The 18,211-nt window shown below is 65.0% G+C and carries 18 protein-coding genes; 6 read left to right on the top strand and 12 right to left on the bottom strand.

Going from position 1 to position 18,211, the window contains the following annotated elements; genetic code table 11:
• Nucleotides 1-3: 3 nt before the first annotated feature.
• The 7 genes from ACE10W_RS25130 to ACE10W_RS25100 form a co-directional block, all read right to left on the bottom strand.
• Nucleotides 4-762: an SDR family oxidoreductase gene (locus tag ACE10W_RS25130; protein ID WP_011088364.1), complete on the bottom strand. Its 759-nt coding sequence runs from the start codon at nt 760-762 to the stop codon at nt 4-6.
• A 26-nt stretch (nt 763-788) separates the two neighbouring features.
• Entirely contained in the window at nt 789-1,547 is a 759-nt protein-coding gene (locus ACE10W_RS25125) for a proteasome-type protease (protein WP_011088363.1), read from the bottom strand.
• A 106-nt stretch (nt 1,548-1,653) separates the two neighbouring features.
• Nucleotides 1,654-2,061, bottom strand: coding sequence for a carboxymuconolactone decarboxylase family protein (locus ACE10W_RS25120; RefSeq protein WP_375762026.1), 408 nt, complete (start codon nt 2,059-2,061; stop codon nt 1,654-1,656).
• 54 nt (nt 2,062-2,115) lie between these two features.
• Complete coding sequence (locus tag ACE10W_RS25115) at nt 2,116-3,315, bottom strand: flavin-dependent monooxygenase (RefSeq protein WP_375762025.1); 1,200 nt, start codon at nt 3,313-3,315, stop codon at nt 2,116-2,118.
• A gap of 148 nt (nt 3,316-3,463) precedes the next feature.
• Nucleotides 3,464-4,306 carry a transglutaminase family protein gene (locus ACE10W_RS25110; RefSeq protein WP_038967763.1) on the bottom strand — a complete coding sequence of 281 codons (843 nt, stop codon included), beginning with the start codon at nt 4,304-4,306 and terminating at the stop codon, nt 3,464-3,466.
• Between the two features lie 128 nt (nt 4,307-4,434).
• Nucleotides 4,435-5,379: an alpha-E domain-containing protein gene (locus ACE10W_RS25105; RefSeq protein ID WP_011088359.1), complete on the bottom strand. Its 945-nt coding sequence runs from the start codon at nt 5,377-5,379 to the stop codon at nt 4,435-4,437.
• A gap of 4 nt (nt 5,380-5,383) precedes the next feature.
• Nucleotides 5,384-6,802: a circularly permuted type 2 ATP-grasp protein gene (locus ACE10W_RS25100; protein ID WP_028175426.1), complete on the bottom strand. Its 1,419-nt coding sequence runs from the start codon at nt 6,800-6,802 to the stop codon at nt 5,384-5,386.
• A 277-nt stretch (nt 6,803-7,079) separates the two neighbouring features.
• On the opposite strand from ACE10W_RS25100, the gene ACE10W_RS25095 reads away from it, so the two are divergent.
• The 3 genes from ACE10W_RS25095 to ACE10W_RS25085 all read left to right on the top strand — a co-directional run bounded on the left by ACE10W_RS25095 (nt 7,080) and on the right by ACE10W_RS25085 (nt 9,133).
• Nucleotides 7,080-7,817: a molybdopterin-binding protein gene (locus ACE10W_RS25095; protein ID WP_011088357.1), complete on the top strand. Its 738-nt coding sequence runs from the start codon at nt 7,080-7,082 to the stop codon at nt 7,815-7,817.
• 38 nt (nt 7,818-7,855) lie between these two features.
• Complete coding sequence (gene gpt, locus ACE10W_RS25090; RefSeq protein ID WP_028175425.1) at nt 7,856-8,383, top strand: xanthine phosphoribosyltransferase; 528 nt, start codon at nt 7,856-7,858, stop codon at nt 8,381-8,383.
• Between the two features lie 132 nt (nt 8,384-8,515).
• Nucleotides 8,516-9,133, top strand: coding sequence for a hypothetical protein (locus ACE10W_RS25085; RefSeq protein ID WP_011088355.1), 618 nt, complete (start codon nt 8,516-8,518; stop codon nt 9,131-9,133).
• Between the two features lie 18 nt (nt 9,134-9,151).
• Here ACE10W_RS25085 and ACE10W_RS25080 read toward each other — a convergent pair whose 3' ends face one another.
• Complete coding sequence (locus ACE10W_RS25080) at nt 9,152-10,174, bottom strand: methionine synthase (RefSeq protein WP_011088354.1); 1,023 nt, start codon at nt 10,172-10,174, stop codon at nt 9,152-9,154.
• A gap of 109 nt (nt 10,175-10,283) precedes the next feature.
• Between ACE10W_RS25080 and ACE10W_RS25075 the strand changes: the two genes are divergently transcribed.
• The 3 genes from ACE10W_RS25075 to ACE10W_RS25065 all read left to right on the top strand — a co-directional run bounded on the left by ACE10W_RS25075 (nt 10,284) and on the right by ACE10W_RS25065 (nt 12,726).
• The gene (locus ACE10W_RS25075; protein ID WP_011088353.1) at nt 10,284-10,985 is read left to right on the top strand and encodes a glutathione S-transferase N-terminal domain-containing protein; all 702 of its coding nucleotides are present in this window, start codon (nt 10,284-10,286) and stop codon (nt 10,983-10,985) included.
• A gap of 155 nt (nt 10,986-11,140) precedes the next feature.
• Nucleotides 11,141-11,749, top strand: coding sequence for a 2-hydroxychromene-2-carboxylate isomerase (locus ACE10W_RS25070; protein WP_375762024.1), 609 nt, complete (start codon nt 11,141-11,143; stop codon nt 11,747-11,749).
• Nucleotides 11,749-12,726 carry an NADPH:quinone oxidoreductase family protein gene (locus ACE10W_RS25065; RefSeq protein WP_375762023.1) on the top strand — a complete coding sequence of 326 codons (978 nt, stop codon included), beginning with the start codon at nt 11,749-11,751 and terminating at the stop codon, nt 12,724-12,726. Before ACE10W_RS25070 ends, ACE10W_RS25065 begins: the two co-directional genes overlap by 1 nt.
• 107 nt (nt 12,727-12,833) lie before the next feature.
• Here ACE10W_RS25065 and ACE10W_RS25060 read toward each other — a convergent pair whose 3' ends face one another.
• The 4 genes from ACE10W_RS25060 to ACE10W_RS25045 form a co-directional block, all read right to left on the bottom strand.
• Nucleotides 12,834-13,724 carry a crotonase/enoyl-CoA hydratase family protein gene (locus ACE10W_RS25060; protein WP_375762022.1) on the bottom strand — a complete coding sequence of 297 codons (891 nt, stop codon included), beginning with the start codon at nt 13,722-13,724 and terminating at the stop codon, nt 12,834-12,836.
• Between the two features lie 149 nt (nt 13,725-13,873).
• Complete coding sequence (locus tag ACE10W_RS25055) at nt 13,874-15,295, bottom strand: amidase (protein WP_375762021.1); 1,422 nt, start codon at nt 15,293-15,295, stop codon at nt 13,874-13,876.
• 2 nt (nt 15,296-15,297) lie between these two features.
• The gene (locus ACE10W_RS25050; protein WP_011088348.1) at nt 15,298-16,461 is read right to left on the bottom strand and encodes a M20 aminoacylase family protein; all 1,164 of its coding nucleotides are present in this window, start codon (nt 16,459-16,461) and stop codon (nt 15,298-15,300) included.
• 13 nt (nt 16,462-16,474) lie between these two features.
• Nucleotides 16,475-17,980: a M81 family metallopeptidase gene (locus tag ACE10W_RS25045; protein ID WP_375762020.1), complete on the bottom strand. Its 1,506-nt coding sequence runs from the start codon at nt 17,978-17,980 to the stop codon at nt 16,475-16,477.
• Between the last annotated feature and the right edge of the window lie 231 nt (nt 17,981-18,211).

Raw genomic sequence — 18,211 nt, 5'->3', positions numbered from 1 at the left:
GTCTTAGCCCCGTCCGACGAACGGCATCTTGGTCGCCATGACCGTCATGGTCAGCACGTTGGCGTCCAGCGGCAGGCCGGCCATGTAGGCGACGGCATCGCCGACCGCTTTGGCGTCCATGCGCGGCTCGTGTTTGGTGGTGCCGTCGGGCTGGAGCACGCCGGGGCCGTTGACCATGCGGTCGGTCATCGGGGTTGCCGCATTGCCGATGTCGACCTGGCCGACCGCGATGTCGTACATGCGCCCGTCGAGATTGCTCGCCTTGGTGAGGCCCGTGATGGCGTGCTTGGTCGAGGTGTAGGCCGCCGAGAACGGCCGCGGCGCATGCGCCGAGATCGAGCCGTTGTTGATGATGCGGCCGCCGCGCGGGGTCTGGTCCTTCATGATGCGGAAGGCGTGCTGGGTGCACAGGAACGGGCCGGTGAGGTTGGTGTTCACCACCGCCTGCCACTGCTCGAGGCTGAGATCCTCGAAGTTCACCGCCGGCGCGCCCATGCCGGCATTGTTGAACAGCACGTCGAGGCGGCCATAGGTCGCCTTCACCTTGTCAAACAGCGCGGCGATCTGGTCCGGCTTGGTCATGTCGGCGGTGACGCAGAGGCTCTTTCCCGCGGGACCGAGCTTCGCCGTTTCCTCGAGCATCTCCATGCGGCGCCCCACGAGCACCACGGTGAAGCCGGTGTTCATCAGCGCCAGCGCGGCCGCGCGGCCGACACCGGTGCCGGCGCCCGTCACCACTGCGATCTTTTTTGCTTCACTCATCGTTTCCTGCCTTTTCTCTTAAGCTGTCAGGTTTTGGGTTCTTTTTCGTTCTTGTAGGGCGGGCGCGGAATGTTCTGGTGCGCGGCGCGCAAGGCTGCCGACCAGCGCGAGCGCAGATCGTGGAAATAGGGCTCGCCCGCCTCGATGCGGTGGTTGAGATCGGCATCGCAGGCGTCGGCGCGCACCACCAGCACGTCGATCGGCAGGCCGACGCCGAGGTTGGAGCGCATGGTCGAGTCCATCGAGATCAGGCCGGTCTTCAGCGCCTCGTAGAGCTCGACGTCGTAATGCATGGCACGGTCGAGCACCGGCTTGCCGTATTTGTGCTCGCCGATCTGCAAGTAGGGCGTGTCGGTGGTGCACTCGATGAAGTTGCCGGCGGTGTAGACCATGAACAGCCGCATGCGCGCGCCCTTGATCTGGCCGCCGAACAGGAAGGAGACGTCGAACGAGACGTCCTCGGATTTCAGCGCGGGCCCTTCGGTCGCATGCACCGCCCGGATCGCCCGGCCGATGCGCTGGGCGGCCTGGAACATGGTCGGCGCGTTCATCAGCGTCTCGATCTCGCCCGTATTGGGGTCCTCGAGGCCTTCGGTCAGCGTGGACAGCACCGACTGGCTGATGGCGAGGTTGCCGGCGCTGGCGATCGCCATGATGCGGTCGCCGGGCTTGGAGAAGATGTGCAGCTTGCGGAAGGTCGAGACGTTGTCGAGGCCGGCATTGGTGCGGGTATCGGCGATCATCACCAAACCGTCCCGAACCAGGATTCCGCAACAATAGGTCATTTCCAGTCCCCGAACGCGTTTGCGCGGAATTACTAGCCAATTTCGGGGGCCGCTCCAACCCCAATTCCCGGGATGAGGTCGTCATTCCCGGGCGCGACGGCTGACCTCAGTCGGCGGCGCCGACGAGAAACGCCTCGTCGACGGGAACGCCGAGCGCCGTGACCAGCCGGTTCGTCTCCGCAGCCATGCCGACGATGGCGAGCAGCTCGCCATATTCGGCCTCGGTCAAGCCTTTGGCTCGTGCGCCGGCGGTGTGCGAATGGATGCAATAGCTGCAGCCATGCGCCACCGAAACCGCGACATAGAGCATTTCCTTGACCTTGGGATCGAGCGCCCCCGGCGCCATCACCTCCTTGATGCTCTCCCAGGTCCGCCGCAGCGTCTTCGGATCATGCGCCAGCGCGCGCCAAAAATTGTTGACGAAATCCGACTGCCGCACCTTGCGGATGTCGTCGAAAACGGCGCGCGCCTCGCTCGACAGTTCATCGTCCGAAAGCAGTTTCACAGTCGCCATGGGGGGCCTCGCAGGGTCTGATCTGACCCTGCGATCATAGCACGCCCCATGCGGTCAGCCGGCATGTTCAGTCGAGCGGCGCAAGGCCAGCTTGCCGACATCGACATATTGCCTCTGCTGCGCGTGGGCGTGCTGTGCTGCGACGTGAAGGTCACGCAGGCGCCGCTGCAGCGGCGAGCTGTCGTAGACCGCACTGCTTCCGGCCAGGCTAAAGCAGGCGTCGGCGATGCCGACGCAGGTCGTGGCGAGCCAGGTCGCCGATCGGGTCCCTTCGACGACAAGGTCTTCGTCATTCAACGTTCCGGCCAGCGCGTGACGCCAGTGACTGGCAGCCTGGACCTCGTGAAACGCCTGCGCGGCCCTGAGCTCGGCGGAGATCCGGCCGAGTTCGTACTGGAATATCTCGGACTCCCGCATCGGGACAGCCGCATACAATTGCTGCCTCCCGGTATTGGCCAGCGCGAGCAGTTCATCGACGGTGCTCTCGGCCATGCCTACCACAAATGCGCCGTGCACCAATGGCAGCAATTGCCGCAATGCTCGATAGAGCGGACCCGACTGGCGCGGGGCAGCATCGAGATCGAAGAAATTGGCCTCGGGAACCAGTGTCTTCCGCAGCGTGACGTGATGGCTGCCGGTGCCCTCGAGCCCCGCCACGTGCCAGGTGTCCTCGATCTCCCAGTCGCGAGCCGGCAGCATAACGGCGCGAAGCAGTGGCTTGCCCTGCGGGCCGGGGACCGGTTTGCCATTTTCGGTGACAATGCAGATTCCACCGATCCAGTCCGCATGCATGCAACCGCTGGCGAACGGCCAGCGGCCCTTGACGCGGTAGCCGTCGGCCACGCGCTCTGCCGTTCCACCCGGCTGGGATGAGCCGCAGATCGCCGTATCAGGTCCGTCCTGGTAGACGCGCTTGTACAATTCCGGGGGTGACGCGGCGACGAAGAGGCTGCTGACCCCGGCGACAGCCGCGATCCAGCCGATCGAGCCGTCGAGACGGGCCAGTGCCTTGATGACCTCCAGTCCCGCCGGAAACTCCAGCTCCAGCCCGCCATGGCTGTGCGGCACGAACATCCGAAAGAGTCCGATCGACCTCAGCCGCTCCACCAGGTCGGGCGGGATGCGGCGTGCAGCTTCTATCTCGACGGCACGTGCCTTGATCTCGGGAGCGAGCTCCCGGATGCCCACCAGCATGTCTTGGTGGGGATCGCGCAGGGGCGCCGAATGGCTTTTGTTTTTTTCGTGAAGCTGCATCTGTTCAACCTCTGTTGCGGAAACGGATCGCGACAGACGTTGAATAGATGGTGCTACGGGGCGGTTTCAGCGCGGCGGTCGTGGATTACAGCTGTAACGTAGCGGCTTGATTACGCCGCAGATGTCTCGCGACGCGATCTCGCCGGATTTAGCTCTGCCGCTGCGACTGCGATTGCCCGCCGCGGCCGGCCTGCTCGACCTTGACGGCCACCGACAGCGTCTCCGCGCCGCCGCCATAGCGGGTGCCGCGCACGGGGGCTGCGCCGAGATAGTCGAGCCCGATCGCGACGCGGACATGGGCGTCGGTGGCGCAGATGCTGTTGGCGGGATCGAAGCCGACCCAGCCGAGATCGGGGACATAGGCCTCCGCCCAGGCATGGCCGGCATCCTGGTGCACCGTGCCGTCCGAGCGCAAAAAGTGGCCGGAGACGAAGCGCGCCGGCACCCCGCCGGTGCGGGCGCAGGCGATGAAGATATGCGCGTAGTCCTGGCAGACCCCGCGCTTGAGCGTGAAGGCTTCCGCCGCCGACGTGCCGCTGTTGGTCGGATCCTCGTCGAACGTCATGTGGTCGCCGATCTCGCTCATCAGCGTGTGCAGGAACCCGAGCGTGTCGCTCTCGGCCTCGCTGCGCAACTGGCGCGCGACTGCGGCCATGGCCGGATTGACGGAGGTGAGGTCGGTGGTGCGCAGGAACATGCCGGCCGGAAAGCGCTCGTCGGCGCCGCGCAGCACGCCGCCGGTGTCGTGGGTTTCGATCAGGCCCTCGGCCGTGATCTTGATATCGCCGACGGGCCCGCAGGACAGCACATGGGTGACATTGCCGAAGGCGTCCTCATGGGTGTCGAGCTTGGTATCGGTCGAGACGTCGATCTGCCATTCCGCCACATACTGCCCGTCATGGCTGCACGGCGTCATGCGCAGGATCTGGATCACGCTGGTCGCCGGCGGCTCGTAGCGATAGGTCGTGGTGTGCTGGATTCGCAGGCGCATGGTGGACCGTTGTTCTGGCGTCATTCCGGGGCGGTGCACAGCACCGAACTATGGTGCGCAATTGCGCACCTGAGAATCTCGAGATTCCGGGTCTGGTCCTTCGGACCATCCCGGAATGACGGCGTGTATCAGATCAAATACTGCTTCGTGATGATTTCGCCCAGCCTGGAATTGTCCGCGATGAATTCCTGAATGAATTCATGCACGCCATGCTGGAAAATGTCGTTCATATTGCTGTGTTCCAGCCGGTTGCGGATGCCGCGGGCGTGGCGCTGGGCCGGGCCCTGGCGGCCATAGGCGACGCCGATCTGGTCGAGGTTGCGCACGAGATTGCCGTAGCAGCTGGCCAGCGAACGCGGCAGCGTGTCGTTGAGGATGAGCAGGTCCGCAATCAACCAGGGCTTCAGCGTCTCGCGATAGACCCAGTGATAGGCGGTCAGCGCCGAGACCGAGCGCAGGATCGAGCTCCACTGATAGAAGTCGAGCGGGCCGCCGACATGCTCCTCCTCGGGCAACAGCACGTGGTACTTCACGTCGAGAATGCGCGCGGTGTTGTCGGCGCGTTCCAGATGGACGCCCATCCGCGAGAACCAGTAGGCGTCGTTGCGCAGCATGGTCCGGTAGGCCGAACCGTCGAAGCGCAGCGAAGTCTCCTGTACGAAGCGCAGGAATTTTGCGAGGTCCTCGCGCGTGGAGGTGCCCTTGCTCCAGACCTCCTGCAATTCAATCCAGGCCGAGTTGATGGTGTCCCACATCTCGCTGGTGAGCGCGGTGCGCACCGAGCGCGAGTTCAGCCGTGCCGCCTCGATGCAGTTCCTGATCGAGGACGGATTGTTCGGCGAGAACGAGAGGTATTCGACGACGTTGTGCTCGTTGGCTTCCTCATAGGTCTGATAGAAGCTTGCGGCGACGCCGGCGGTCAGCAGCGCCGAGTCCCATTCGTTGGTCTTGCCGATGTAGGCGGCGGGAAGCGCGGTGACGCGCAGCGTCGCATCGATGGTGCGCGCAAGATATTCGGCCCGTTCGACGTAGCGGGCGAGCCAGTAGAGGTTTTCGGCGGTACGCGACAGCATCTGACTACTCGTCCAAAATCCAGGTGTCTTTGGTGCCGCCGCCCTGGCTCGAATTCACAACCAGGGAGCCTTCCTTCAGCGCGACGCGTGTGAGCCCGCCCGGCACGATCGTGGTGCTCTTGCTGCCGGTCAGCACGAACGGCCGCAAGTCGACATGGCGCGGAGCAAGGCCGGTGGCCGTACAAGTCGGGCAGGTCGAGAGCGCCAGCGTCGGCTGCGCGATGAAGCCTTCCGGCTCGCGCTTGAGCTTCTCGCGGAACGCTTCGATGGTCGCTTTCGTTGCGGCGGGGCCGATCAGCATGCCGTAGCCGCCGGAGCCGTGCACTTCCTTGACGACGAGCTCGCTCAGATTGTCCAGCACATAGGCGAGGTCCTTCGGCTCGCGGCAGCGCCAGGTCGGCACGTTCTTCAGGATCGGCTCCTCGCCGAGATAGAACTTCACGATGTCAGGCATGTAGGAGTAGATCGCCTTGTCGTCGGCGATGCCGGTGCCGACCGCATTAGCGAGGGTGATGTTGCCGGCCGCGTAGGCCGACATCAGCCCGGGCACGCCGAGCACGGAATCGGGGCGGAAGGTGAGGGGGTCGATGAAGTCATCGTCGACGCGGCGATAAATCACGTCGACGCGTTTCAGCCCCTCGGTCGTCCGCATGAACACTTCGTTGTTCTTGATGATGAGGTCGCGGCCCTCGACCAGCTCGATGCCAAGCTTGTCGGCAAGGAACGAGTGCTCGTAATAGGCGGAGTTGTAGACGCCCGGCGTGAGCAGGGCGACCGTCGGCTCGCCCGAAGCGCCTTGCGGCGCCACCGAGCGCAGGGCCGCGAGCAGCTCGTCCGGATAGCGCTCGACCGGCGCCACTCGGTGGCGGGCGAACAGGTCCGGAAACAGCCGCATCATGATCTCGCGGTTTTCCAGCATGTAGGACACGCCCGACGGCGTGCGCGCATTGTCCTCCAGCACGATGAAGTCTTCGGCGTCGACCCGGACGATGTCGATGCCGGCGATGTGCACGTAGACGTCGTGCGGCACCTGCTGGCCGTTCATCTCGGGGCGGAAGACCGGGTTCTGGAAGATCAGATCGTCGGGCACGACCTCGGCGCGGAGGATGTCGCGGCCGTGATAGATGTCGCGCAGGAACATGTTGAGCGCGCGGACGCGCTGCTTCAGGCCCTTCTCCAGCAGCGCCCATTCCTTGCCCGACATGATCCGCGGGATCACGTCGAAGGGGATGAGGCGCTCGGTCGACTCGGATTCGCCGTAGACGGCGAAGGTGATGCCGATCCGGCGGAACAGGAGCTCAGCTTCCTGGCGGCGATATTCGAGCGCCTCGGGAGGCGTCTCCTTGAGCCAGCGAGCCAGCTCCTGATAGGCGGGGCGAAGGTCCCCGCCGGGAATGTTCATTTCATCAAACGCGACTGCCATAGATCCCGACTTGTCCCCGCAAGGCGTTGCGCCATTGGACAGGTCGTCAGGCCTTGGTGAAGACCGCAACGTCCTGGCCATGCGGCAAGAGTGCATGACTTTCAGGTGGTAGCAAGGGGCGGGCCAGCGCGATAAGCATGGACTGGCAGCATTTACCGGGGATGGCCGGCGGCTTGCCTGAAAAAATGGCTGAGGACTGCTTATTTCGGCAGCAAAACCGCGTGACTTCAACGCGTTACCTCGGCAAAGTCGGCGCTACAGGTGAGGGACTTAAGGCATGAGCGAGATCGTCACGGCGGGCATTCTGGTCATTGGGGACGAAATCCTGTCCGGCCGGACCAAGGACAAGAATATCGGCTTCATTGCCGAATACCTGACCAATATCGGCATCGACCTGAAGGAAGTCCGGGTCGTCTCCGACGACGAGGACGACATCATCGCCGCATTGAATGCACTGCGGCATCGCTACACCTATGTCTTCACCACCGGCGGGATCGGGCCGACCCATGACGACATCACCGCCGACAGCGTCGCCAAGGCGTTCGGCGTCGGCATCGACCATCACCCGGAGGTGGTCGCCCGTTTCCGCGAGCGCTGGAGCGAGCAGGATCTCAACGAGGCCCGCCTGCGCATGGCCCGCATCCCCGACGGCGCCGAGCTGATCCAGAGCGCGACCATCCTCGCGCCCGGCTTCAAGATCGGCAATGTCATTGTCATGGCGGGCGTCCCCTCGATCATGCAGGCGATGATGGACATCGTCTCGCCCAAGCTGAAATCGGGCGTGCGCATGCTCTCCGAATCGGTCCGCGCCAATGCGCGGGAAGGCGACATCGGCAGCCCCCTGCGGGCAATCGCCGCCGCTCATCCCGACACCATCATCGGCAGCTATCCCTTCATGGACGAGGACTCGAAGCCGAACACCAATCTGGTGGTGCGTTCGCGGGATGCGGATAAGCTCGCCGCAGCCATGGCCGCGGTGAAGGAAATGCTGGCAGGATTGAACATCACCCGGTAGCAGAAAGGCCGCCGGACGACGATTTGCAGGAGAGGATGATGGGCGGTGAAGCACCGGAACTGAGCGCGCAGGAGCGGGCAGGCAAGGCCTTTCCGGTCTCGTGGGACCAGTTTCACCGGGACTGCCGGGCGCTGACCTGGCGGCTCAACGAGGTCGGTCCGTTCCACGCGGTGATCGCGATTACCCGCGGCGGCCTGGTGCCGGCCGCGATCGTGGCCCGCGAGCTCGGCGTGCGCGTGATCGACACGGTCTGCATCGCCAGCTACGACCACAACAAGCAGGGCGAGCTTCAGGTCCTCAAGGGCATCTCGGAAGCTGCGATGAAACTCGGCGGCGGCACCGGCAAGGGGCTCCTGATCGTCGACGACCTCGTCGACACCGGCAAGACCGGCAAGCTGGTGCGCGAGATGCTGCCCGATGCGCATTTCGCCACGGTCTACGCCAAGCCGAAGGGGCGCCCGCTGGTCGACACCTACATCACGGAGGTGTCGCAGGACACCTGGATCTTCTTCCCCTGGGACACCGCGCTGTCCTATCACCCGCCGCTCCGCGACGGGGCGGCGTGAGGGACGGAGTCATTCCGGGGCGATGCAAGGCATCGAACTATGGTGCGCAATTGCGCACCAGGGAATCTCGAGATTCCGGGTTCGGTCCTGCGGACCGCCCCGGAATGACGTCAGTTTAACGGGCGTGCACCCATGCCCCTGCAAAATCGCGTCACGCCGACCGGCGAGATCATCGCCACCCCGCATCGCGGAATGTTCACCGGCAATCGCGGCATCATCCACGATCCCGCGACGAAGACGCTTCTGAAGAAGCGCTGGTCGTCGCCGGCCTGGATTACTTGCCTCTGCGAATTCCGCGGCTGGCGGCGCCCGGTGATGGCGCGCCGGAGCTGGACCGAGCTGTTCTTCCTCGACGAAGCCACCTCGTTTGCCGCGGGCCATCGGCCGTGTTTCTTCTGTCGCCGCGACGATGCCAGGCGCTTTCGCAGAGCGTGGGAAGCGGGGAATGCTGCAAGCGACGTCAGCGCGAAGGCGATCGACGCCGCGCTGCATCGCGAGCGCCTTGATCGCGGCAGGAAGCAGCTGCACGCGCTGCCGATGTCGCTGGCAGAATTGCCCGACGGCGCGATGGTGCAGCAGGGCGAGGAGAGCTTTCTGGTGGCGCGGGGCAGGGCGCTGTTGTGGTCGCCGGCAGGCTATGCGGCAGTTAACCGCGAGCTCGCCGAAGCCAAGCTGCTGACGCCGCCTTCTACGCTGCGCGCAATCGTCGCCGGCTATCGGCCTGCGTTGCATCCGACAGCGCGCAGCTAGCGCAGCGGCTTACCGTCATCATCCCAGCTTCTCGCGCGCCATTGCGGCACCTGCGCCGAGCGCCATCAGCTTGGCTTCGGCGATCTCGCGTCGCATCGGCGCCATGCCGCAATTGGTGGTGGCGATGATGTTGCTCTTGGGCACGAATTTCGACACCGCGTCGATCACCTTCACGACGTCCTCGGCGGTCTCGACCGTGTCGCTGGCGACGTCGATCACGCCGGCCTGCACGATCTTGGTCTTGAGCAGCGCCAGCAGGTCGAGCGGCACCTTGGAATTGCGGCACTCGATCGCGACCTGCTGGATCGGGCTCGCGTCGATCGCGGGGAAGATCTGCTCGTACTGCCGCCACTGTGCGCCGAGCGTCTCCTTCCAGTCGGTATTGGCCTTGATCCCGTAGCCGTAGCAGATGTGCACGGCGGTGGCGCAGGTCAGCCCCTGCGCGGCGCGCTCCAGCGCCTTGATGCCCCAGTCGTTGACCTCGTCCATGTAGACGTTGAAGGCAGGCTCGTCGAACTGCACGAGATCGACGCCGTCGGCCTGGAGCGCCTTGGCTTCCTCGTTGAGCAGCTCGGCGAACGCAAAGGCCATCTTGACGCGGTCGCCATAGTAGCGATCGGCAATCGTATCGATGATGGTCATCGGGCCGGGCAGGGTGAATTTCAGCTTCTTCTTCGTGTGCGTGCGCGCCACGCGCGCCTCAAAGGCATGGACGCGGCCCTTGAGCCGGAGCGGCGCGACCACCTGCGGCACCATCGCCTTGTAGCGGTCCTTGCGGATGCCCATCTCGACCTTGTGGGCGAAATCGATGCCGTCGATCTTCTCCAGGAAACCGTGCACGAAATGCTGGCGGGCCTGCTCGCCCTCGGTGACGATGTCGATGCCGGCGTCCTCCTGGATCTTCAGCCAGATCAGTGTCGCGTCCCGCTTGGCGCGGAGCAGCTCATCGCCTTGCGACTTCCAGGGCGCCCAGAGCATGTTGGGCTCGGCGAGCCATTCGGGCTTCGGCAAGGAGCCGGCGATCGTGGTTGGAAACAGCATGGCGGCTCTCCCGGCAGGTTATGTTGCGCCTCTTCCTGCCATGTCTTAACGTCGAGGTACAGAACAACAAAAGTCGCTCTCTATTCCAGCGGCGACGACAGGGAAGGCGATGATCGATCTCTATTATGCGCCGACGCCGAACGGCTGGAAAATCTCGATCATGCTGGAGGAACTCGGGCTCCCCTATCGCGTGAAGCCCGTCAACATCCGCGCGGGCGAGCAGTTCAACCCCGAGTTTCTCGCGATCAGTCCGAACAACCGTATTCCCGCGATCGTCGATCACGAACCCGCCGATGGCGGCGCACCTTTCTCGGCCTTCGAGACCGGCGCGATCCTGATCTATCTGGCAGAGAAGACCGGCCGTTTCCTGGCCGGAGATTTGCGCGGCCGCTCCACCACCATCCAGTGGGTGATGTGGCAGATGGCGGGGCTCGGGCCCATGCTCGGCCAGCACGGCCACTTCGCGCTCTATGCGGCCGAGAAGGTCCCTTACGCGATCGAGCGCTACCGCGATGAGGCGGCGCGGCTCTACGGCGTGCTGGACCGGCAGTTGGCCAAGACCGGCGCCTATGTCGCCGGCGACTATTCCATCGCCGACATCGCCTGCTTCCCCTGGACCATGACCCACAAGGCGCAGGGCTTTACGTTAGAGGACTATCCGAACGTGAAGCGATGGTACGCCGAGGTCCGTGCCAGGCCGCCGGTGCAGGCGGGGCTCGCGATCGGCAAGTTCGTGAAAGAGCCGTTCGACGAGGAATCACGCAAGATCATGTTCGGCCAGCGTGCGAAGGAAGTGTTGGGAAAGAAGTAGGCTGCACCCGTCATTCCGGGGCGGCGCGAAGCGCCGAGCTAAGGTGCGCAATTGCGCACCTGAGAATCCATCGGGCCGCAATAAAACTGGTGGAATGGATTCCGGGTTCGCGCCCAAGAGGGCGCCCCCGGAATGACAAGAGCAAAGGAAACGCCATGATCGAATTCTTCTTCGACTGTTCCAGCCCCTGGACCTATCTCGCCTTTCACAACATCCAGCCGCTGGCCAAGGAGCTCGGCGCGGAGATCGCCTGGCGGCCGATCCTGGTCGGCGGCATCTTCAACACGGTCAACCCGAGTGTCTACGCGCAGCGGGAAAAGCCGGTGCCGCTGAAGGCACGCTACATGAAGAAGGATCTCCAGGACTGGGCGCGCTCGGCCGGCCTGTCGATCAAGATGCCGCCGACGGTGTTTCCGGTGAACAGCGTCAAGGCGATGCGCGGCTGCATCTGGCTGGGTCGGGACATGGTGTCGTTCGCGACCGCCGTGTTCGAAACCTATTGGAGCGGCGACAAGGACATCTCGCAGGACACGGTGCTCGCCGAGATCTGCAGGACGGTTGGCATCGATGAGCAGAAATTCTTTGCAGGCATTTCGGAGCAGGGGATCAAGGACCAGCTCAAGGCCAACACCGAAGAGGTCGTCGCGCGCGGCGGCTTCGGCTCGCCGACGATCTTCGTCGATAAGACCGACATGTATTTCGGGAATGACCGCCTGCCGCTGATCCGCGAGGCGCTCAAGCGCCGCAGGGCGAGCGCGGCCTGATGGTGCGCGCTGTCGTCTGCCGCGAGTTCGGCGCGCCCGAAAGCTTGCTGCTGGAAGAGTTTCCCTCGCGTGCCCTGAAGCCGGGCGAGGTGCGCGTCGCGATCCGCGCCGCCGGGCTGAATTTTCCCGACGTGCTGATGGCGGCCGGGGAATATCAGCTCAAGCCGGAGTTGCCGTTCACGCCCGGCATGGAGGCCGCCGGCGACGTGACCGAAGTGGGCGCGGAGACGAGGGGCGTTGCCGTCGGCGACAAGGTGATCGTGAAGATGCGCCACGGTGCTTTCACCGATGAAGCGGTCGTCGCGCCGTCGCAGCTCACGCCGATGCCGTCCACCTTCGATTACGCGGAGGCTGCGACCTATCTCGCCGGCCACGGCACCGCCTATCACGCGCTGATCGACCGCGGCAGGGTCGAGCCGGGCGAGGTGCTGCTCGTGCATGGCGCCGGCGGCGGCGTCGGCCTTGCCGCCGTCGAGATCGGCAAGATGCTGGGCGCGACCGTGATCGCGACCGCCTCCAGCGACGAGAAGCTTGCCATTGCGAAATCGCGCGGCGCCGATCATCTCGTGCGTTACGATCGCGAGCCGTTTCGCGATGCGGTCAAGCGCATCACCGACGGCCGCGGCGCCGACGTCGTGTTCGATCCCGTCGGCGGCGAGGTGTTCGAGAGCTCGATGCGCTGCATCGCCTGGGGCGCGCGGCTGCTGGTGATCGGTTTTACGGGTGGCATCGGCTCGGCCAAGACCAATCTGCTGCTGATCAAGGGCGCCAGTGTACTCGGCGTGCGCGCCGGAGAGGCCGTGCGGAAAAATCCCGCGCTCGGCGAGGTGCGCCTGAAGGCGCTGCTTCAGTGGGCGGAGGAAGGCAAGCTGCGCCCCAACGTCTCGCACCGCCTGCCGCTTGGGGATTACGCGAAGGCGATGCGGTTGCTGATCGACCGCAAGGCGATCGGTCGCGTGGCGCTGGTGATGGAGTGACGGTGCCGTAGGGTGGGCAAAGGCGCCTCTTGCGCCGTGCCCACCCTTTGTCACTAGCCGAAACCAGAATGGTGGGCACGCTTCGCTTTGCCCACCCTACGAGAGCGCTATTTGTACTCCCGCTCCGTCCACCACGGGAAATAATCCGGCATGTCGCTTGACACCTTGTTCTTGAACTGCGCCGGACGCTTCTCCAGGAACGACACCACGCCTTCCCTGACGTCGTCGGAGCGGCCGCGGGCGTAGATGCCGCGGCTGTCGACCTTGTGGGCTTCCATCGGATCGTCCGCACCCATCATGCGCCACATCATCTGCCGGATCAGCGCCACCGATACCGGCGCGGTTTTCGCCGCGAATTCCTTGGCGAGCGCGCGGGCGGTCGGCAAGAGATCATCCGGCGGCACCACCTTGCTGACGAGACGCCCAGCAAACGCTTCCTGCGCCGGGAAGACGCGGCCCGAATAGCACCATTCCAGCGCCTGCGAGATGCCGACGATGCGCGGCAGGAACCAGCTCGAGGCGGCCTCGGGCACGATGCCGCGCTGGGAGAACACGAAGCCGAAGCGGGCGGCGTCGGAGGCAATGCGGATGTCCATCGCGAGCTGCATGGTGACGCCGATGCCGACGGCAGGGCCGTTCACCGCGGCAATCACGGGCTTGAGGCATTTGAAAATACGCAAGGTCACCTGGCCGCCGCCGTCGCGCACCTGCGGATCGCTGTAATCGACCTTGCCGTCGGCGAGGCGCTTGACGGGACCGCGCCGCGCGTCGCGATCAAACGTGTCGGCGCCGGAAGAGAGGTCCGCGCCTGCGCAAAAACCACGGCCGGAGCCGGTGACGATGATGGCGCGGACGTTGTCGTCCTTGTCGGCGGCATCGAACGCGTCGATCAGCTCTGCTTGCATCTGCGCGTTGAAGGCGTTGAGCTTGTCGGGCCGGTTCAGCGTGATGGTGAGGATCTGCTCGGCGACCTCGTATTTGATCGTCTCATACGCCATGGGTTATTTCCTTCCTTTGTTTCTTATTCTCTCTGTAGCACGTCATTCCGGGGCGCGCCTCTTGGCGCGAGCCCGGAATCCATACTCACGATGGTGGTTATGGATTCCGGGCTCGTCGCTTCGCGACGCCCCGGAATGACGGAGGATATTCAGCGTGCCGGCGGCTTCGGCCAGGGCCGCTGCGGGCCGCGCAAGCCCTCGAAGGCCTTGGCCATGCCGAGCACGCCGATGTCGTCGAAGCGGCGGCCGACGATCTGCACGCCGATGGGAAAGCCGTTGGCGTCGAAACCGCCGTTGAGGGAGACCGCAGGGTTCTCCGACATATTCCACGGCACGGTATAGGCGATGTGCTCGAACGGCCTCATGGGATCGTTGGTCGGCGACGCCCAGTCGGCCGGATAGTTCACGTTCGGTGCGGTCGGCGAGATCACGTAGTCGAGCTCGCAGAACAGCTTTGACGCCACGGCGCGGATCGCCATGGTCTGGTTGAAGCCGCGGATGACATCCACACCCGAGAGCTTTGCGCCGGATGCGCCCCATTTGAAGATGTAGGGCAGCACCTTTGCCTGCTCGGCCGGCGTCAGCTTAGACAGATCGTCCCACATCCGCGCGCGCCAGAAATTGTCGAGGCCGTCGAGCATCTCGCGGGTCAAAATGCCGTCGACCTCGGTGACGACGCTACCTGCGGATTCGAACGCCTTTGCGGCTTTCACGACAACGTCACGGACCGGCCGTTCTGCCGGCAGTCCGACGCCGGCATCGAGCATCAGGCCGATCCGCAATTTGCGCGGAGACTTCTCCGGCCCTTTCCAGTTGAGGGGTTCGGCGGGCAGGCTCATGCCGTCGCGCCGGTCGGGCTTTGCGATCGCGCTCATCATCAGCGCGCAATCGTCGACGGTGCGGGTCATGGGGCCGGCGACGCGGCCGACATAGGTGGGGTCGATCGGTACGCGGCCGAAGCTCGGCTTCAATCCGACGAGGCCGCACCAGCCCGCGGGCAGGCGCACCGAGCCGCCGATATCGGTGCCGAGATGCAGGGGGCCGTAGCCGGCCGCCGCGGCGGCGCCTGCACCGGCGCTGGAGCCGCCGGGATTCTTAGAGAGGTCCCAGGGGTTGCGCGCGAGCGCGTGGAAGCTGGAGAGCCCGGAGGACAGCATGCCGTAATCGGGCATGGTGGTCTTGGCGAAGATGATCGCGCCGGCCTCGCGCAGCCGCGCGGCGGGCGGGGCGTCCTTCTCGGCCGGCACGAGCTTGACGCTGGCCGCCCCCAGCGGCACCGGCACGCCCTTGGTCGCGATGTTGTCCTTTACCGTGACAGGCACGCCGTCGAGCGGGCCGGACGGCTCGCCGCCGGTCCAGCGCGCGGTCGAGGCCTTTGCGGCCTCGCGCGCGCCGTCGGGGTCGAACGCATAGAGTGCCCTGAGGTGCGGCTCCCACGCGGCGACGTGCGTGAGCACGTCCTCCAGCACCTCGCTCGGCGAGAATTGCTTGGCGCGATAGCCCGCGATCAGATCGACCGCGGAGAGATCGTGCAGCGAGGTGACCGCCTCTTCGACACTCTTTTTTTGCATTGCTAAACGACCGGCATGCGCGTTTCGATGATGCGGGCGAACATGCTGGCGCCGATCGGCAGGATCTTGTCGTCCAGCACAAAACCGGGATTGTGCACCGGCACCGAGCCGTCATGGCCGACCCAGAAATAGGCGCCGGGAATGGTCTCCAGCATGTCGGCAAAATCCTCGCTGCCCATCTTCGGCTGGGTGCGGGTGATCACCTTGGCGGGGTCGACGACGGTGCGCGCCACCTCCTCGACCACCTTGGACTGCTCGACCTGGTTGACCAGCACGTTGAAGGTGTCGCGGATGTCGACGTCGATCGCGCACTGATACGCGGCCGCGATGCCGGCGCAGATGGTGCGGATGCGTTCGCTGACCAGGGTGCGGACTTCTTTCGAGAAGGTGCGGATGGTGCCGCAAAGATGCGCGTCGCCGGGAATGACGTTGTAGGCGGAGCCCGCATGGATCTGGGTGATCGACACCACCGCAGCCTGCAGCGGCTCGACGTTGCGGCTGACGATGGTCTGGATCGCCTGCGCCAGCGTGGTTGCGATGATCACCGCGTCCTTGGAGCGTTCGGGCATCGCGCCATGCGCGCCATAGCCGGTGATGCGGAGGTCGAAGAAGTCGGCGCTGGCCATCGCCGGGCCGGGCAGGATCGCGATCTCGCCATGGTTGAGGTCGGGCGCGTTGTGCAGGCCGTAGAGCTCGTCGCACGGAAACTTCTCGAACAGCCCGTCCTTGATCATCGCGCGGGCGCCGCCGAGGCCTTCCTCGGCCGGCTGGAAGATCAGGTGCACGGTGCCGTCGAAGTTCCTGGTCTCGGCGAGATAGCGCGCGGTGCCGAGCAGCATGGTGGTGTGGCCATCATGGCCGCAGCCGTGGAAGCGGCCGGGGATTTTCGAGCTCCATTTCAGATTGGTGTTCTCTTCCATCGGCAGCGCGTCCATGTCGGCGCGCAGCCCGATGCGCTTGCCGCTCGACCCCTTGCCCTTGATGACGCCGATCACGCCGGTGCCGCCGAGGCCGCGATGCACCTCGATGCCCCAGCCCTTCAGCTTGTCCGCAACGATGCCGGAAGTGCGCACTTCCTCGAAGCCGATCTCGGGATGGGCGTGGAGGTCGCGCCTGATAGCGGTGAGTTCGTCGGCATAGCCGTCGATGCGGTCGATCGTGGGCATGTGTCCTGTCCGGTTAGCGTGAAGGGGGATTGAAAGCGGGGCCGTTCGGCTTGATGCGGATGCCCGGGCGCAGCTTCGTCCAGGGCAGGGAGGCGGTATCGGCCGGCATCGCGCCGGGGGCGGCGCAGATCATCAGCTGTTCCGCGATCGGCTCGAAATCGGCGCGGAAGTGCACCGAGCTCTTGTTGACCAGGATCTTCTGTTCGGTCGGCTCGATGCCGACATAGCGGTACATCGCCTGATCGGCGAGCTGCGCCTTGTGCGAGGAGACGACGACACGAACGTCGCCGATGCGCAGGGCCGCGGAAGGACCCATCTCCATCTCGCGGCCGCCGTAATAGGGGCCTGGCGCAATGAAGCGGCCGTCGGACAATTTTTCGACGACGAAGGTCTCGCGATAGGGCTCGTCGCCTGGAATGCCGGACTTGCCGCCGAGCGACAGCGTCACCGTGGCGCCGACACCGGCCGCATGGGCGGCCTTGGCCGATTCCGGATCGTAGATCGCGCCGGTCGCGGCGCTGGCCTTGTTGCGCACCAGCGCGCGCAGCATGCCGGTGGTGTCGGAATCGCCGCCGGCGCCGGGATTGTCCTGGGTGTCGGCGATGATGATCGGCTTGCTGGCGCCCTTCGCGAGCTCCATCGCATGGCGCACGCCGTCGTCGGGCGACCAGATCTTGCCGTCGAAATCGTCCTCGTGGCTTTCGATCAGCTTGACGATCGCATCCGCGGCGCGATCGGCGTCGGCTTGCGTCTTGCCATAGGCGAACACGCTCGGCCCGCAATCGCGGAAGTCGGCGGCGGGGAAGCCCGGCGCGAAGGACAGCGTCGGAACCCCGTCGCTCTCGAGCGCGGCGAGCTTCTCGTAGATGCCCTTGGTCGGCTGGTCGTTGGTGCACTGCCAGCTGATCGGGATCAGGAACGGCAGTTGCCGGAAGGCTTTCGCAAAGCGCTGCTTGGTCTTCAACAGCAGCGCGAGATGTCGCGCCGAGGCGCGGCCCGTCTCGGCCATGTCGACATGCGGATAGGTGCGGTAGGCGATCAGCGCGTCGGCATGCCCGATCATCGCGGGCGTGACGTTGGCGTGAAGATCGAGGCTTGTGACGAGCGGAACATCCTCGCCGATGACGCGGCGTACCCGTGCCAGGATTTCGCCTTCGCCGTCGTCGAGATGCTCCGTCACCATCGCGCCGTGCAGGTCGAGATAGACCGCGTCGATCGGGCCCGCGGCTGCGATGCCGTCAACCATCACCTTCACGATGCGCTCGAACGCATCCTTGGTGACATGTGCGGAGGGGCTCGCGCCGCAGGCGATGGTCGGAATGAGTTCCCAGCTGTTGGCTTCGGCGCTGTCGACGAAACCGGCGAGTCCGACATTGATGCGGCGCATCACCTTCAGCACGTCGGTACCTTCAGTCATCGCCGGCCAGCCGCCGCCATGCTGGAAGTCCGCAAACGTCGCCTTGGTCGGGGCGAAGGTGTTGGTCTCGTGCAGGAAGCCGCCGACCGCGATACGTGTCATCAATTCAAGTCCAGTCGATTGAAAGTGCGCGCGCTAGCCTTCGACGTTAGCCTTGCCCTTGCGGCGAGAGCAAGGTGAGAAGCAATCGCGCCGTGCATAGGGTCAGATCGTTTTGGGAATGCTGCTCCGCAGTCATTCCGGGGCGCGCAACTTGCGCGAGCCCGGAATCCATCATGCGACAGAGTCTGCGGCCTGATGGATTCCGGGCTCATCGCTTCGCGATGCCCCGGG

The organism is Bradyrhizobium sp. B025, from assembly GCF_042257955.1.
Taxonomy (GTDB): Bacteria; Pseudomonadota; Alphaproteobacteria; order Rhizobiales; family Xanthobacteraceae; genus Bradyrhizobium; species Bradyrhizobium diazoefficiens.
This window is presented reverse-complemented; position numbering and strand designations above follow the sequence as displayed.

Coding starts and splice junctions, on each gene's coding strand:
- ACE10W_RS25130 (WP_011088364.1), bottom strand. CDS start 762: ATGAGTGAAGCAAAAAAGATCGCAGTGGTGACGGGCGCCGGCACCGGT.
- ACE10W_RS25125 (WP_011088363.1), bottom strand. CDS start 1,547: ATGACCTATTGTTGCGGAATCCTGGTTCGGGACGGTTTGGTGATGATC.
- ACE10W_RS25120 (WP_375762026.1), bottom strand. CDS start 2,061: ATGGCGACTGTGAAACTGCTTTCGGACGATGAACTGTCGAGCGAGGCG.
- ACE10W_RS25115 (WP_375762025.1), bottom strand. CDS start 3,315: ATGCAGCTTCACGAAAAAAACAAAAGCCATTCGGCGCCCCTGCGCGAT.
- ACE10W_RS25110 (WP_038967763.1), bottom strand. CDS start 4,306: ATGCGCCTGCGAATCCAGCACACCACGACCTATCGCTACGAGCCGCCG.
- ACE10W_RS25105 (WP_011088359.1), bottom strand. CDS start 5,379: ATGCTGTCGCGTACCGCCGAAAACCTCTACTGGCTCGCCCGCTACGTC.
- ACE10W_RS25100 (WP_028175426.1), bottom strand. CDS start 6,802: ATGGCAGTCGCGTTTGATGAAATGAACATTCCCGGCGGGGACCTTCGC.
- ACE10W_RS25095 (WP_011088357.1), top strand. CDS start 7,080: ATGAGCGAGATCGTCACGGCGGGCATTCTGGTCATTGGGGACGAAATC.
- gpt (WP_028175425.1), top strand. CDS start 7,856: ATGGGCGGTGAAGCACCGGAACTGAGCGCGCAGGAGCGGGCAGGCAAG.
- ACE10W_RS25085 (WP_011088355.1), top strand. CDS start 8,516: ATGCCCCTGCAAAATCGCGTCACGCCGACCGGCGAGATCATCGCCACC.
- ACE10W_RS25080 (WP_011088354.1), bottom strand. CDS start 10,174: ATGCTGTTTCCAACCACGATCGCCGGCTCCTTGCCGAAGCCCGAATGG.
- ACE10W_RS25075 (WP_011088353.1), top strand. CDS start 10,284: ATGATCGATCTCTATTATGCGCCGACGCCGAACGGCTGGAAAATCTCG.
- ACE10W_RS25070 (WP_375762024.1), top strand. CDS start 11,141: ATGATCGAATTCTTCTTCGACTGTTCCAGCCCCTGGACCTATCTCGCC.
- ACE10W_RS25065 (WP_375762023.1), top strand. CDS start 11,749: ATGGTGCGCGCTGTCGTCTGCCGCGAGTTCGGCGCGCCCGAAAGCTTG.
- ACE10W_RS25060 (WP_375762022.1), bottom strand. CDS start 13,724: ATGGCGTATGAGACGATCAAATACGAGGTCGCCGAGCAGATCCTCACC.
- ACE10W_RS25055 (WP_375762021.1), bottom strand. CDS start 15,295: ATGCAAAAAAAGAGTGTCGAAGAGGCGGTCACCTCGCTGCACGATCTC.
- ACE10W_RS25050 (WP_011088348.1), bottom strand. CDS start 16,461: ATGCCCACGATCGACCGCATCGACGGCTATGCCGACGAACTCACCGCT.
- ACE10W_RS25045 (WP_375762020.1), bottom strand. CDS start 17,980: ATGACACGTATCGCGGTCGGCGGCTTCCTGCACGAGACCAACACCTTC.